At 68.3% G+C, this 13,998-nt stretch carries 16 protein-coding genes; 2 read left to right on the top strand and 14 right to left on the bottom strand.

Annotation, left to right across the window (positions count from 1 at the left end):
• Nucleotides 1-148 precede the first annotated feature (148 nt).
• Nucleotides 149-397, bottom strand: coding sequence for a hypothetical protein (locus QFZ42_RS18455; protein ID WP_307702350.1), 249 nt, complete (start codon nt 395-397; stop codon nt 149-151).
• A gap of 174 nt (nt 398-571) precedes the next feature.
• Nucleotides 572-1,162: an NADPH-dependent FMN reductase gene (locus tag QFZ42_RS18450; protein ID WP_307702349.1), complete on the bottom strand. Its 591-nt coding sequence runs from the start codon at nt 1,160-1,162 to the stop codon at nt 572-574.
• Between the two features lie 151 nt (nt 1,163-1,313).
• Here QFZ42_RS18450 and QFZ42_RS18445 point away from each other — a divergent pair, with 151 nt between their 5' ends.
• Nucleotides 1,314-2,102, top strand: a complete 789-nt coding sequence (locus QFZ42_RS18445) for a hypothetical protein (protein WP_307702348.1) — start codon at nt 1,314-1,316, stop codon at nt 2,100-2,102.
• 6 nt (nt 2,103-2,108) lie between these two features.
• On the opposite strand, the gene QFZ42_RS18440 is transcribed toward QFZ42_RS18445, so the two are convergent.
• From QFZ42_RS18440 to pbpC, 4 genes are all read right to left on the bottom strand, one after another.
• Complete coding sequence (locus tag QFZ42_RS18440; RefSeq protein ID WP_307702347.1) at nt 2,109-3,389, bottom strand: CynX/NimT family MFS transporter; 1,281 nt, start codon at nt 3,387-3,389, stop codon at nt 2,109-2,111.
• Between the two features lie 40 nt (nt 3,390-3,429).
• Nucleotides 3,430-4,110, bottom strand: coding sequence for a FadR/GntR family transcriptional regulator (locus QFZ42_RS18435; protein WP_307702346.1), 681 nt, complete (start codon nt 4,108-4,110; stop codon nt 3,430-3,432).
• A 100-nt stretch (nt 4,111-4,210) separates the two neighbouring features.
• Nucleotides 4,211-5,671, bottom strand: a complete 1,461-nt coding sequence (locus QFZ42_RS18430; protein WP_307702345.1) for a TPM domain-containing protein — start codon at nt 5,669-5,671, stop codon at nt 4,211-4,213.
• Nucleotides 5,668-7,950: a penicillin-binding protein 1C gene (pbpC, locus tag QFZ42_RS18425; RefSeq protein ID WP_307702344.1), complete on the bottom strand. Its 2,283-nt coding sequence runs from the start codon at nt 7,948-7,950 to the stop codon at nt 5,668-5,670. The genes QFZ42_RS18430 and pbpC overlap by 4 nt, the downstream gene beginning before the upstream one ends.
• Before the next feature lie 271 nt (nt 7,951-8,221).
• Here pbpC and QFZ42_RS18420 point away from each other — a divergent pair, with 271 nt between their 5' ends.
• Nucleotides 8,222-8,434: a thrombospondin type 3 repeat-containing protein gene (locus tag QFZ42_RS18420; protein WP_307702343.1), complete on the top strand. Its 213-nt coding sequence runs from the start codon at nt 8,222-8,224 to the stop codon at nt 8,432-8,434.
• 18 nt (nt 8,435-8,452) lie between these two features.
• Here the strand turns inward: QFZ42_RS18420 and QFZ42_RS18415 are convergent, their stop codons facing one another.
• The 8 genes from QFZ42_RS18415 to QFZ42_RS18380 are packed head-to-tail and all read right to left on the bottom strand — an operon-like array spanning nt 8,453 to nt 13,979.
• Nucleotides 8,453-9,079 (bottom strand): LysE family translocator, encoded by a 627-nt coding sequence (locus QFZ42_RS18415; protein WP_307702342.1) that lies wholly within the window; start codon nt 9,077-9,079, stop codon nt 8,453-8,455.
• Nucleotides 9,080-9,115: 36 nt separating this feature from the next.
• Entirely contained in the window at nt 9,116-9,385 is a 270-nt protein-coding gene (locus QFZ42_RS18410) for a DUF2277 domain-containing protein (protein ID WP_307702341.1), read from the bottom strand.
• A gap of 35 nt (nt 9,386-9,420) precedes the next feature.
• On the bottom strand, nt 9,421-9,915 hold the full coding sequence (locus QFZ42_RS18405; protein WP_307702340.1) for a GNAT family N-acetyltransferase: 495 nt from the start codon (nt 9,913-9,915) through the stop codon (nt 9,421-9,423).
• Between the two features lie 58 nt (nt 9,916-9,973).
• Nucleotides 9,974-10,399, bottom strand: coding sequence for a GNAT family N-acetyltransferase (locus tag QFZ42_RS18400; RefSeq protein ID WP_307702339.1), 426 nt, complete (start codon nt 10,397-10,399; stop codon nt 9,974-9,976).
• A 26-nt stretch (nt 10,400-10,425) separates the two neighbouring features.
• The gene (gene mnmH / locus QFZ42_RS18395) at nt 10,426-11,505 is read right to left on the bottom strand and encodes a tRNA 2-selenouridine(34) synthase MnmH (RefSeq protein WP_307702338.1); all 1,080 of its coding nucleotides are present in this window, start codon (nt 11,503-11,505) and stop codon (nt 10,426-10,428) included.
• Entirely contained in the window at nt 11,492-12,295 is an 804-nt protein-coding gene (gene phnE, locus QFZ42_RS18390; protein WP_307702337.1) for a phosphonate ABC transporter, permease protein PhnE, read from the bottom strand. Before phnE ends, mnmH begins: the two co-directional genes overlap by 14 nt.
• A complete protein-coding gene (locus QFZ42_RS18385; RefSeq protein WP_307702336.1) occupies nt 12,292-13,143 on the bottom strand; it encodes a PhnE/PtxC family ABC transporter permease in 852 nt (283 codons plus the stop codon). The genes phnE and QFZ42_RS18385 overlap by 4 nt, the downstream gene beginning before the upstream one ends.
• Nucleotides 13,140-13,979, bottom strand: coding sequence for a phosphonate ABC transporter ATP-binding protein (locus QFZ42_RS18380; protein ID WP_307702335.1), 840 nt, complete (start codon nt 13,977-13,979; stop codon nt 13,140-13,142). Before QFZ42_RS18380 ends, QFZ42_RS18385 begins: the two co-directional genes overlap by 4 nt.
• Between the last annotated feature and the right edge of the window lie 19 nt (nt 13,980-13,998).

The following is a 13,998-nucleotide window of genomic DNA, read 5'->3' as shown; positions in this document are numbered from 1 at the left end:
CGGCATGCAATGAGCATCTGGCGCGGGGCAATGACGTCCATGCGCTCACGGCGGCGCTCATGCTGCCCTGCTATGTGGCCGAGTTCAGGAGCCTGGTGGTCGGACTGACCGAGGCGGAGGAGAACGAACTCAGGTCCGCCCTTGCAAGCTATTCCCGGGCTTCTTCGATGGAGTCGTCCCACTCGGCGCCAAGCGCGACCCGAATGTGCGATGCCACGGCCGAAAGGCGCGCGTCCGAGACGGCGACGGGTGGTGCATCGTCCAGGTGATTGGCAATGACCTCGAGTTCGGCAGCTGCCTGCGGCACGTACTTCAATACCGAAGCCAGGCATGTGGTCAGCGCGAATATGCGGCTTTCCGCAGCTTCCAGGCGGCGGGTGACTGCGTCGAGGTCCATTTTTTTTCTTTGCCTCGCGCAGAGGCCGTAATAGGAGACCTCAACGCTACAACGCGGGTTCGGCCAAATATGTCGGCGAACATCCGGAGAGCGTGTCGGGTATTCCCCCTGCCGGCATCTCGGGATTGACACGCTCATCCACAACGCGATCAGCCGATCCTCTCAGCTCGCAGATCAATAAGGCGGCGCCTTGCGCGCCCGCTGCTCGCGCGCGGCCTCGGTCCACCAGGCCAGGTCGTCGGCAAAGCGGCCGAACGAGCGCTCGAGAGATTCGCCCGCACTGCCCGTGGGCTTGCCGCCGGCGTCCAGCGTCTGGGAGATCGGCCCGACAGCCAGCGTGCTGGAGACGACGACCATGCCCATCTCCGACAGGATCGAATGCCACACGGTGCCTGAGCGCACGCCCGAAAACCGGCCGGCCGAATAGCTGGCAACCGCGGCGGGCCGCCAGAACCATTCTTCGAGAAAGTGGTCGGTGAGATTTTTCAGGCCCGGTTGCGGGCCCCAGTTGTATTCGCCCGTCACGAAGACGAAGGCGTCCGCGCCGCGAATCTTTTGCGCCAGCGCTTCCATGGGCGCGGGCGCGGTGCCCTTGGGATACTCCTTGTACATGCGGTCGAGCATGGGCAGGCCGACGGCTTGCGCATCGATCAACTCCGCATCGGTGCCTCGCGACCGGAGGCCCGCCACCAGGTAGTCCGCCAGGCGAATGCCCATGCGGTCCGATCTGTAGGAACCGTAGAACACCAGGATCTTGTCAGCCATTCGTCGCTCCGTTGCAGGCCGGGGTGGCCATGGGCGCGAAGGCTACAACATCGGAGGCGTTCGCGCGGGTGTTGCGGCTGTTGCGACTGGTTGCGCCCGATTGCCGCAATTGGTAGCAGCATCTTTCAAAGGCTCTGGCTACCATCCCGCCATGAGCAAGCTGCCTGCCTTTCGCACCGCCGCCTGGACGCTTGTCGTGCTGCTGACGGGCCACGTGTCCGCCGCACCTTCGGCGCAGGTTTTCGATGCGGTCAGAAAGCCGCAGTCGGTCGATTCGGAGTGGCGCGCGCGTTTATGTGCGCTGCTGCCGCAGCCCTGCGATGCGCAGGCGCTGGGTTTGTACCGGGTGCGCGGCGCCGCGGCAAGCGACTACGTGGTGCTTTCGGTGGAGCCGCTGGCCATGGCGCGCATCAAGCGCGACAAAGACGCCAAGACCTGGCGGGTGAACCGCTTGCATGACTTCGGCAGCTATGCGGCCCTCATGAAAAAAGACACCGGCACAGGCATGTCCGACGTCCGGCTTTCGCTCGCACCGGCGCTCTACCCGCTGGCCGAAGGGCAGTGGGCCATGGCCGTGCTGCAGACCGTTTCGGAGATGTACTCGGGCGGCGGCGCCTCGTTCAGCAAGGCCGACTTCGTGCCGCTCAACGACACCAGGGCCGTGCACGAAGGCATTCCCTTTTCTTGCTCGAAGATGATCCGCGCCTGCTTCAGCGAAAAGGAATACAAAAGCTCGAAGCATTGCCATGACGAAAGCAACGGCAGTCTTCGCATCGCCTACGAAGAACCCGGCAAGCCAGGCGGCCCCTACAGCTGGCAATACACGTGGCTGCAGAGCGAGTGGCCCGCAAACACGGCCGCAAGCGGTAGCACCACCACGCGTCTTCACTTCACCGCCAGGACGACCGAAAGGGTGAGCTTCTGCGGTGGGCCCCAGTAGCTTGCCTCAGCGCCGGGGAACCGTCACCGCGCCCACGTGCATCGCGCGACCCGCGCCGAGGCCCGCAATCACCAGTGCAATGCCCAGCCCGATGAAGAGCCACGACGATGCGCGGAAGCTGCCGGTCCAGCCGTGCAGCAGGCCGGCGGCCAGCGGACCGCACGCGGCCACGACGTAACCCACGCCCTGCGCCATGCCGGAGAGGTGCGCCGCCACGTGCGAATCGGCTGAGCGCAGCACCATGAACGTGAGCGCGAGGGCAAAGGTGCCGCCTTGCGCAATGCCCAGCAGCACGGCCCAGAACCACACGCCCGAGAGTGGCGCGAACAGCATCGCCAGCATGGCGGCCAGGGTGAGCATGGCCAACCCCACGGCAAGGCCGCGCTGGTTGCGCAGCCTGACCGCCACCGCCGGAACGACGAGGCAGGTCACCACCTGCGTCATGACGGCGAGCGACACCACGTATCCGGCGGTTTCGCCGCCAAGCCCGCGCTCGCGCAGGATCGGCGCGAGCCAGCCCATCACGATGTACGCAAGGGCCGACTGCAACCCCATGAAGAAGGTGACCTGCCAGGCCAGCCCGTCGCGCCACAGCCCGCGCACGGTAAAGCCCGATTCGCTGGCCACCGGCTTCAGCGGCAGGGCCTGCGGCGCCCAGATCAGCGTGACCAGCAGGGCCGGTAGCGCCCACATGGCCAGCGCGGTGGTCCAGCCGCCGCCCAGCGCATGTTCGAGCGGCACCGTGAGCCCCGCGGCGCTGGCCGCGCCGCCGCACACCGCCATGGTGTAGAGGCCCATCATCAGCGCCGCCTGTCCGGCGAAGTCGCGCTTCACGAGGCCGGAGAGCAGCACGTTCGACACCGCGATGCCGCTGCCCGCGACGGCCGACGCCAGGAACAGCAGCGGGATGTTGCCGGTGCCGCGCAGCGCGGTGCCCACCAGGATGAGCACCATGCAGCCGAGCAGCGTGCGCTCGGTGCCGAAGCGCCGGCCCAGGCCCGGCGCGAGCGGTGCGAACACGCCCAGGCAGACGATCGGCAGCGTCGTCAGCAGGCTCGCGGCGGTGGCGGAGAGACCCGTGGCCGCCATGATGTCGGGCAGCATCACCGAGAGGCTGGCAAACACCGGCCGCAGGTTGAAGGCAATCAGCACCACGCTCGCGCCCAGCAGGATGCGGCGGGCCAGGCTGTCCGCGGGCGTGGGCCGCGGCGCGGGCACGCTGTCGGCCTCGGCGTCGATCAGCAGCCCGTCGGAGGCACGGCGGGGGGACAGCGGCAGCGCGCTCATCGGTGCGCCCTTGCCGCGGCGCGCTTTCTTGCCGAGCCCCTCATGGCGCACCCTGCGACAGCATCTCGATCATCGGCGACATGAAAGCGCGAACCGCTTCGGCGGCACGGTCGGGGTCGCGGCTTGCAATGGCTTCGACGATGGCCTCGTGCGCGGCGATGTCGGGTTCGGGCAGGCTGGTGCTCATCGTGCTCGCGATGGTTTCCTTGATGTAGCCCGCGATGAAGCGGCAGGTTTCGGCCAGCGCCAGGTTGCCCGAGATGTCGACGATGGCCAGGTGAAAGGCCAGGTCGCGCTCGATGAAGCCCGCGCCGCCATCCTTCGCATCGGGAACGCCGCGCTTTTCGAGCAGGCTCTTGAGGTTGCGCAGGTCCTTGGCGGTGTGGCGTATCGCGGCCAGCCGCGCGGCCTCGACCTCGAGCGCGCGGCGCACTTCGAATTGGTCGCGCAGGCTGGCGCGCCGCATCTTCTGCAAGCTGACCGAAGGGTCGAAGCCCGAGCGCACATAGGTGCCGGAGCCCTGCCGCACTTCGAGCAAACCGCGCGAGACCAGTGTCTTCACGGCTTCGCGCACGGTGCCGCGGCTGACGCCGAGCAACAGGGCGAGCTGCGGTTCGATGGGAATGCGGGACCCGACGGCCCAGCGGCCGGCCGCGATTTCGGCACGGATGCTGTTTGCCGCGCTGTCGGCCAGGGAGGTTCGGGGAGCTTGGAGGAGCATATGAATAAGAAAGACCTAATTCATTGAATCATTGGATGAATTGTCACGCATTCGCATTGCCGCAGTCACGCGCAGGGGATTCGGCAGCTGCGCGCCGCCGTTACCAGCTGCCTGAGGCTCCGCCGCCGCTGCTGGAGCCGCCGCCGCCATCGGAGGAGGACGAGGACGAAGAGGAGGACGACGACGAGCTGCTGCTGCTGCTGCTCGACGAACTGCTGCTCCACCCGCTGTCGCTGTCGTCGCTGCTGCTTCTGCCGCTACCGCTCCCGAAGGGAAAAAAGGCGAACAGCAGCGCGATGAAGCTCGCCAGCCCGACGGGAATCCACCTTTCATCGGGTACCGGCCCCGGCTGAGCTGTCGACACCATGAAGGCGAAGACCCCCAGCACGACCAGCAGGCGGACCATGAAGCCCGGGACACTGCGCTGCCAGGCGTTGCGCATGCACACCGCGATGCCCACGATGGCCAGGCCGGCGCCGCCGAGGCCCAGGGCCCACAACAGCCCCCACCAGAACGGCTGGCCGACCGCCAACGCGACGGCAACCAGTGCCGCGGGCACCAGCGTGATGCCGCCCATCACGTAGCTCACCTTGCGCCAACGGCCGCAGGCATAGCCGATGCCGTAGGAGAACGCGGCCGGCGTCGCCAGCAAGGCTGCCATGGGCGGGTTCAGCAGCCCCGCGGCGGCGGCCATCGGACCGGCGCCGAGCAGGCCCAGTGCGATGCGCCAATCGGGTTTGCGCGGCGGCGCGGACGGTTCGATCGCCTTCACGGCGCCGGCCCAGGGCTCGGGCCGCTGTCCCATGGCTTTGCCCTTGCGCCGGCGGCCTGTTTTCTGCACCGCCGCTCGCCCACGTGCGTTGGCGGACACGCCGCGTCCGTACCAGATGCCCAGCAGCAGGCTCCACAGCGCGACCCCGAGCAGGCCCCAGGCCTCGCGCGTGACATGCATGCCGTTCGGCTCGGGTTCGGGTTCGGACGGGGTTTCCACCTGCATCTCCGTCGATTCGCCCGGCTCGGCCGGTTCGGCTTGGTCGGAGAGTGGAACGGCCGCGGGCTCGCCGATCAGCTGCGTCAGCGACTGCACCGCCGCTTCGATGCCGCCGGCGAAGTCGCCGCTGCGAAAGCGCGGCGTCATCTGTGCATCGATGATGCCGGCGGCCTGGATGTCGGTGATCCGGCCTTCGAGGCCCGTTCCCACTTCGATGCGCATGCGCCGGTCCTTGAGTGCCACCAGCAGCAGCACGCCGTCGTCCTGGTTCTCGCGGCCCAGCTTCCAGCGCCCGAACACGCGCGTGGCGTACTGCTCGATCGAGTCTTCGCCGGTGGTCGGCACGATCAGGACGGCGAGCTGCGCCTGGGTGTCGCTTTCGAGCACGGCGATCTGTCGCCGCAGGTCTTCGCGGGCCGACGCCGGCAGCGTGTTCGTCAGATCGACCACGCGCGTCTGCATCGGCGGCACGGGCACCGGCTTGGCCCCGGCGACCGGCATCCAGGCCAGCAGGGCGGTGCACGCCAGCCAGAGAAGAAGGCCGGACCAGGAGGAGCGCGCCGCCTTCATCGGCGCGCGCTTTTCGTGACCACGCCCGCGCCGCGCACTTCGAGCTTGCGCTGGTCGACCACCTTGCCCGTGGCGTCGACGAGTTCGATCACGTGCCGTCCGGGCCACGGCAGCCATTGCGCGCTGTTGCCGCGTGCAAAGTGCTTGCCGTCGATGCGCCACTGCACGCCGCGGCCTTCGGACTCGAAGTGCACGCGCTGGTGCAGCGGCGGAATGTCGGGGTCCAGCGCGAGGATGGTGCCGTCGGCCGGCGCGGTGATGCGTGCGGCCGCGGCGCCTGCCGATGCGCCGGTACCGGTGTCGAGCGCGAAGAGCGGCTGCTCCGTGCCTTCGAGGAACCACTCGCTGCGCGCAGCCTCGAGCGGATTGCCGTCGGCACCGGGCCCGAACGCGACGCGTGCCTCGGTGAGCCCGGCGGGCGGATGGGGTGCGCGGCTCGGCTCGCGTGCGTGCAGGAAGCGCATCACTTCGGCCCAGACCGGGGCCGCGCCGCTGGTGCCGCTCACGTCCCACATCGAGGCGCCGCTCGCGTTGCCGACCCACACGCCCACCGTGTAGCGCTGCGACCAGCCGACGGCCCAGTTGTCGCGCATGTCCTTGCTGGTGCCGGTTTTCACCGCGGTCCAGAAGCGGGTGGAAAGAATGCTGTCGAGCCCGAAGGTGCGTGTGCGCGCATTCGCATCCGACAGCACGTCGCCGACGATGAAGGCCGCGCGCGGATCGAAGAGGGGCGCGGCAGCGGAGGCGCCGGCCTTGGCTGTCGGGCCCGGCGTCGGCGCGGGATGCCGTGCGATCAGCGTCGTCGGTCCGAAGCGCCCGCCGTTGGCCAGCGCGCGGTAGGCATTGGCGAGCGACAGCAGCGACACCTCGGCGCTGCCCAGCGCGAGGCTGTAGCCGTAGTAGTCGCCGCTTTCGCGCAGCGGCAGGCCGACCGCGCGCAACCGCCGCGCGAACGATTCGGGCGACACCATCACCAGCGTGCGCACGGCCGGTACGTTGAGCGAGGCAGCCAGTGCGGTGCGCACCGACACCGGCCCCTTGAACTTGCGGTCGTAGTTCTGCGGAATGTAGAGCCCGTTCGCGGTGTTGATCTGGGCCGACGAATCGTCGATCAGCGATGCCGCGGTGAGCCGCCGCTCGGCAATGGCCTGTGCGTAGAGCAGCGGCTTGAGCGTGGAGCCGGGCTGGCGCAGGGCGGTGACCGCATCGACCTCGGCCGCCTGGCTCAGCGGGCCCGACGAGCCGACCCAGGCGAGCACTTCGCCGCTCGCGTTGTCGAGCACCACGAGTGCGCCGTCTTCCACATGCCGGCCGCGCAGTTCCTTCAGGTGGCGCTGCAGCGCATCGAGCGCGAAGCGCTGCAGCGGCGCGCGCAACGAGGTGCGCACTGCGGCTTCCTTGGGGGCCGCTTGCCGCGACGCCGCTGCGGCAGGCGCGGCGGCGGTCGCTTCGCCGGCCTCGCGCAGCTCTCTCAAGACACGCCGCGCCGCATGCGGCGCAATGCCTTCGTTCGCATCGAACGCGCGCCGCTGCACCGCTGCGCTGGTGAACATGTCGAGCGCATCGCAGTCGATCTTCTGGCCCGGTTCCATGACGCGCATGACCTCGCAGGCGCGCTGCGCCACCATCGCGGGCTTCGCGTTGGGCGCGCGCACCAGCGCGGCGGCCACGCTGGCCTCGCGCGCGTCGAGGCCGCTCGGCGCCTTGCCGAACAGCGTGCGCGAAAGCGCGTCGATGCCCACGATCTCGCCGCGAAACGGCACCGAGTTGAGATAGGCCTCGAGGATCTGGTCCTTGCGCCAGCTGCGTTCCAACTGCGTGGCCGCCACGGTCTGGCCGATCTTCTGCGTGAAGGTGCGCCCGCTGTTGGCGCGGCGCAGGTCTTCGTCGAGCAGGCCCGAGAGCTGCATCGTGATGGTCGACGCGCCGCGGGTGCGGGTGTTCCACAGGTTGGCCCAGGCGGCGGACGACACCGCGCGCCAGTCGATGCCGCTGTGCTCGTAGAAGCGCCGGTCCTCGCTCAGCACCATGGCCATGCGAAGCGCCGGCGATACATCGGCCAGCGCAATCCACTGGCCGCGCCGCACCGTGGCATCGGTGCGCACGCGCTGCAGCAGCTCGCCGTTGCGGTCGAGCACCGCGGTATCCGAAGAGCGGAACTCGCGCTTCACTTCGTCGAAGCTCACGCCGCCGGCGGCCACCGCAAGCGCCGGCTGCGCGCAGGCCGCCACGATCAACGCGGCGACGAGGCGGCTGGCGGTGGAGGACGTGCGGTGCATGAAGGGGCTTGGCGTCGGAGCAGAAGAATCGATGGCGGGGCGGCGCCATTCTCGGCGATGCGCCTGCGGGAACTGCGCCTACTCCGAGACGGGCGCACCGCCGCCTCTCTCGGAAAGGAATTACCTCCAAAGTTCGCAGCACGGTCCCACATCCGGTAACGAACTTCACGCCCGAGCGTCATTCGGGATACGGAGCCGAGACGGAGGTGGCCTTCAATGCAAACGTCGGCTTGCGGAGGCAGGCCGCGTTTCAAAACTCCAAGGAGAAATCATGAAGAAGACATTGGCCGTTCTGCTTGCCGCATCGGCTGTCCTGGCCGGCTGCGTGGTTGCGCCCTATGACCGTCCAGCACCGCGCCCGGGCTACGGCCATGGCTATGGAGATCGGGACCGCGACGGCGTACCGAACCGGTACGACCGCGATCGCGACGGCGACGGCGTGCCCAACCGCTACGACCGCAGCCCGAACAACCCGTACCGTTGACCTTGGCGGGAGCGCACCTCAGGCGGGCCGGCGCGCGAGCAGCGCCCACACGCCCGCCGCGCTCAGCAGCGAACCGCCCGCCAGGTTGAAGCGCCGCTGCGCGCGCGGCGATGAAAGCAGCTTGCGGGCCGATCCCGCAAACACCGCGTAGAGCGTGGCATTGAGCGCGGCCATGGCCACGAAGGTGACCGCCAGCACCCAGAGCTGGCGCGTCATGTCGGCTGCAGGACTCAAAAACTGCGGCAGGAACGCCACGAAGAACACGATGCCCTTGGGGTTCAGCGCCGTCACCAGGTAGGTGTTGGCGAACAGTCTCCAGCGCGAAGCAGGCGCCGCCGGCGCCGCGATTTCGGACGATGTGATGCCCGCGCGCAGCAGCTTGATGCCGAGATAGAGCAGATACAGGCCGCCCGCCCACTTCACCACCGTGAACCAGAATGCCGATGTGGCCAGCAACGCACCCAGGCCGAGCAGCGAAACCACCAACGCCGTCGAATCGCCGAGTGCCACGGCCGCAACCAGCGGCACATTGGCGCGCCGCCCGTGCGACATCGAATAGCTGATCACCGTGAGGATGGTCGGGCCGGGAATGATCAGCAGCACGGCCGATGCGGCGACGAAGGCGAGCCAGAGTTCAACGGGCATGAAGAGTCTCCATAAAAAAAGAAGTTGTCGTCGCGTTCAGGTGCCGAAGCGCGCGGCCGACCTCGCCTTGGCACGCTCGGCTTCGATCGCGCGGTCGCGCGGCTCGGCGGTGGTGACCAGCGAGTCGATCAGGCGCGCCGCCGTTGCAGCCACTTCGTCGACCGCACGCTCGAAGGCTTCCTGGTTGGCCTTTGAGGGCACACTGAAGCCGCTGAGCTTGCGCACGAATTGCAGCGCGGCGGAGCGAATTTCCTGCTCGGTGGCGGGAGGCTCGAAGTTGTAGAGGGTCTTGATGCTTCTGCACATGGGAACTCCATTCGGCAGTGGATGCACGCGCCAGTCTAGCGAAGCAGCGCCATCGCGTGCGCGTCGTGGTAGACGCCGTCGATCAGGCTGGCGCGGCGCACCAGGCCTTCGTGTTCGAAGCCGAATCGCTCGTACAGCGCTTTCGCATTCAGGTTGTCCGCGCGAACGGAGAGCTCGATGCGGGTCAGTCCTCGCGCCCACGACTTGTCGATCGCCGCCTGCAACAGCTTCGCGCCGAGCCTGCGGCCGCGTGTTTCAGGCAGCAAGGCGACGCCCAGCAGGCCGATGTGGGCGCGCGAATGGCCGAAGACCGGCGATACGTCGCACCAGCCCACGACCTTGCCCTGGCCATCGACCGCCACGAAATGAGGGAAGCCCTTGGCCAGCACGTTGCGATAGAAGGAAAGCGATTGCTCCCAAGGCGGCGCTTGAGTGAGCGCGAGGTATTTCTGTTCGCGTGCCACGATGTCGAGCGCCTTGTGGAGGCTCTCGAAGTGGTGCTCCTCGGTGGGAACGACGGAATGGTTCACTGGTGCACCCTTGGCGCTCCTTGGCGCTGCGCTCATGCGCGCGAACCGAGACGCGTGTTCACTCGATCAGCCCGCGCTCGACAGCCTGCGCCTGGTTCTCGAAGACGGCCATCGCGGTCTTCATGCGCCTGAAGCCGAACTTTTCGTAGAAGGGCTCCTTGCCGGCCACCGCATAGAGGATGATCTTGCGGTGTCCGCTCGAGAGCGCCATGAGCCGCGAGACGATCTCCTTGCCAAGGCCCGTGCCCTGATGCGTGGGGTGCACGGCCACGTCGCAGATGTAGGAGCAGTCGAGCCCGTCGGCCATGGCGCGCCCTGCGCCGACCAGGCGGCCGTCGTCATGCACGAAGCACTTGAACATGCTGTTGGAGAAAACGAGCTTCAGACCGTCGGGCTGCTTGTTGCCGAGCGGTGCGGCCTGGTAGAGCCGCGAGAGTTCTTCCCAGTCGATGTCTTCGAGCGAATGGCGCCATTCGAGCGTCATGGTGCGTGCCTCCTTTTTCCGGCCGGTCACCCGGCGGCGTTCAATCGCAGGATGGCGTCCGCCACGGCTTCGATGCCTTTGTCCGTGAGGTCCGGTGCCGCCACCTGCTGGCGCAGCGGCCATTTCTCGAAATGGCGTGCCTGCGAGCGTTCGTAGTGGGGATCGTAATGAAGCGCCATCAGTTCGGCAAAGAGTTGAGGCAGGTCGCCCTGGAGCGCCCATTCCTGCCAGCGCTGCACCACCGCCTTGCCCTGCATTTCCTTCAGCCTGTCGAGCTGGGCCGCCAGGGCGGCGCGGTCGTCGCCGAGGTAGGCGTAGTCGCGCAGCAGATAGTCGAGCCGCGATGCCGCATCCGCCTGGATCTCGATGCATGCGGCGGCGCGCATGTGCGCGACCAAGGGAATGGGCACCGAGAGCTTGCCGATGCGCGCGCTTTCGCCTTCCACGTACAGCGTGCGCGAGGCGTCGAGCGAATCGAAGCAGGTGGCGATGCGGGTCTCGAACTGCTTTTGCGATGGCTGCGGCACGCCGGGCAGCGCGCCCAGCAGCGAGCCCTTATGGCTGGCGCAATGCTCCAGGTCGAGCACCTGTTCGCCGCGCGCGGCCAGCGCTTGCAGCACGCGCGTCTTGGCGCTGCCGGTGGCGCCGCAGATCACCTGGAGCCGCAGCTTCGGCACCGTGGCCTCGATCTGCGCCAGCACATGGTGGCGAAAGCTCTTGTAGCCGCCGGCGAGCTGTTGCGCGTCCCAGCCGACAAGGCGCAGCCAGGTCACCATCGAGCCGCTGCGCAGCCCTCCGCGCCAGCAATACACGAGCGGGCGCCAGTTGGCGGGCTGTTCGCCGAAGCGTTCGCGCAGGTGCCGCGCAAGGTTGGCGGCCACCATCGCACCGCCGACGCGGCGCGCTTCGAACGCACCGGTCTGCTTGTAGATGGTGCCGACGATGCGGCGCTCTTCGTCGTCCAGCACCGGGCAGTTGATGGCACCGGGAATGTGGTCGAGCGCGAACTCCGAAGGCGAGCGTGCATCGATGACGGTGTCGAACCGGTGCAGGTCGGCCACGCGCGTGGGCTGGTGGCGCGGGTTGTCGTGTTCACGCATGGGCATGCCCCAAGTTGCGCCGCAGCCGGCCGCTTGCCAAGTCGACAAGGGCCACCAGGACGAACATTGCAATCAATACGGTCATGGCCTGCTGCTGTTGAAAGATCGACAAGTGGAAGTAGAGAAGCTGGCCCAGGCCGCCGCCGCCGACAAAACCCAGCACCGCGGCCATCCGGATGTTCATTTCCCAACGATACAGCGCATAGGCCACCCATTGCGGCAGCACGAGCGGCAGGCTGCCGTAGCCGAAGGCCGCCGCGGCGCCGGCGCCGCTGAGCGCTAGCGCCTGCTCGGGTTCGCGAGGCGCGTTCTCCAGGCTTTCGGCGAACAGGCGGCCCAGCACGCCGGTGGTGTGCAATGCGAGCGCGAGCGCGCCGGCGAACGGGCCGATGCCCGCGGCCAGCACCATGAGCGCTGCCCACACGAGTTCGGGCACGCTGCGCAGAAAATTGAGGACGAAGCGGCAGCCCTGCCGCACCAGCAGGCCCGACCTGCCCGAGGCCGGCAATGCCAGCGCGGCGGCACCTGCGGATGCCAGCAGCGTGCCCAGCGCCGACACGGCCAGTGTCTGCAGCGCGCCCCAGGCCGTCTTGGCAAGGAAGGCGCTCGAAAAATCGGGCGGAAAGAACTCGGCGATGAACTTGCCCATGAGGCCGATCGACTCCGCCGTGAACAGCGCACGGTAGTCGATGGCCAGGTAGACGAAGCTGGCCACCACAGCGGCCAGCACCAGCGCCGATGCAATCCAGCAGCGGTGGCAGCGAGGTGGCCGGCTAAATTGCGCGGGGGCGTTCATGCCAGCAACCGCCGCAATGCATTGCTCAGCGCATCCGCGAGCAGCACCAGCACCAGGAACACCAGCAGGATGCTGCTGGCTTCGCCGCCGTTGAGCATCTTCATCGACTGGTCCATGAGCTGGCCCAGCCCGCCCGCGCCCACAAAGCCCATTACGACGGAAGCCCTGACGGCGCATTCCCATCGGTACACGGTGTAAGAGATGAGCTCCTGCGCGCAGTTCGGCAAAAGGCCGTAGGCGAGCGCGGCGAAGCGCCCGCCGCCGCTTTCCATCAATGCACGGGCGGGCCGCGTGTCGGTCGATTCGAGCACCTCGGCATACACCTTGCCGAGCATGCCGCCATAGGTGATGGCCAGCGCCAGCACGCCGGCTGCGGGGCCCAGGCCGAGCGCGCGCACGAAGACCAGTGCCCAGACAATTTCTGGGATGGCGCGCAGCACCATCAGCACGGAACGCCCGGCCTGCCGCACCACCGCGGCCTGTGCGCGTCCCGGGCCGGGCCCGATGCGCGAGACCGAGAGCGCGCGCGTGGTCACGAAAGCCAGCGGCGCGCCAATCACGAATGCCAGCGCGGTGCCCGCGGTGGCCATCGCCAGCGTCTCCAGCGTGGCCTTGCCCAGCATCGCGAGAAAGTCCGGTGCGGTTTCGGGCGGCAGAAAGCCGGCCAGGAAACCGCCGATCACCTGCAGGTTGCCGGGCGCGAACAGCGCGGAGGGCGCAAAGCCCGACAGCTGGAGCATCGGCCATGCAATGACGAGCGCGGCCAACAGCCACACCACGCGGCGCCGCGCCAGCGGATCGCGCAGCGCTGGGGCTGTACGCGGCGGCAGTGGCTGCACGGTGCTCACAGGCAATCCGGTCGTTCGACGGAATTCGCCGGGCCTGCAACGAACGCACCGGATGCGATGTCGAGCGGCCGTTCGCGTGCCTGCATCGGCAGCCCGCCTTCGCTTGCATAAAGCGCCGTGAGCATCGGCTCCGTCACATTGCCGACGGGCTCGTCGAACACCACCTGCCCGCTGCGCATGCCCACGATGCGCGGAAACCAGCGCAGCGCCAGGTCGACCGCATGCAGCGAGGCCACGAGCGTGGCGCCCGTCGCTTCGCTCTGTGCCACGAGTTGCTGCAGCGTGGCATCGGCCAGCGTGGGGTCGAGCGCGGACACCGGTTCGTCGGCCAGCAGCAAGGCGGGCCGTTGATAGAGCACGCGTGCAATGCCCACACGTTGCAGCTGGCCGCCGGAGAGACGGTCGCAGCGGTCGAACAGCCGGTCTTCGAGCGAGAGGCGCGACAACACCTCGTGCGCGCCTGCAAGGTCTGACGGACGCAGCAGCGAGGCCAGTGCGCGCATCGCGCTCCATTGCCCCAGCCGCCCCGAGAGCACGGCGGTGACCACGCGCAGGCGCGGCGCAATCGGCGGGCTCTGGTGCACGGTGCCGATGCGCGCGCGCAGCTTGCGCAGGCCCGGTGTTGCCAGGCTCCATGGCGCGTCGCCGAGCAACTGCACCGTGCCTTCGCCGGGCCGCAGCGCGGCGCCGAGCACGCGCAGCAGCGTGGTCTTGCCCGCGCCCGAGGGCCCGATGACGGCCACCCGCTCGCCCGCACGCGCGGCGAACGACACGCTTTGCAGCGCGCGATGGCCGTTCGGGTGGATCAGCCCGACCTGGCCGAGCGAGAAACTCACGCGACGGCTCCGCTGGCGC

This window comes from Variovorax paradoxus, assembly GCF_030815855.1.
Classification (GTDB): Bacteria; Pseudomonadota; Gammaproteobacteria; order Burkholderiales; family Burkholderiaceae_C; genus Variovorax; species Variovorax paradoxus_M.
Note: the sequence above shows the minus strand (reverse complement) of the source record. Positions and strands in the feature narration are given on the sequence as shown.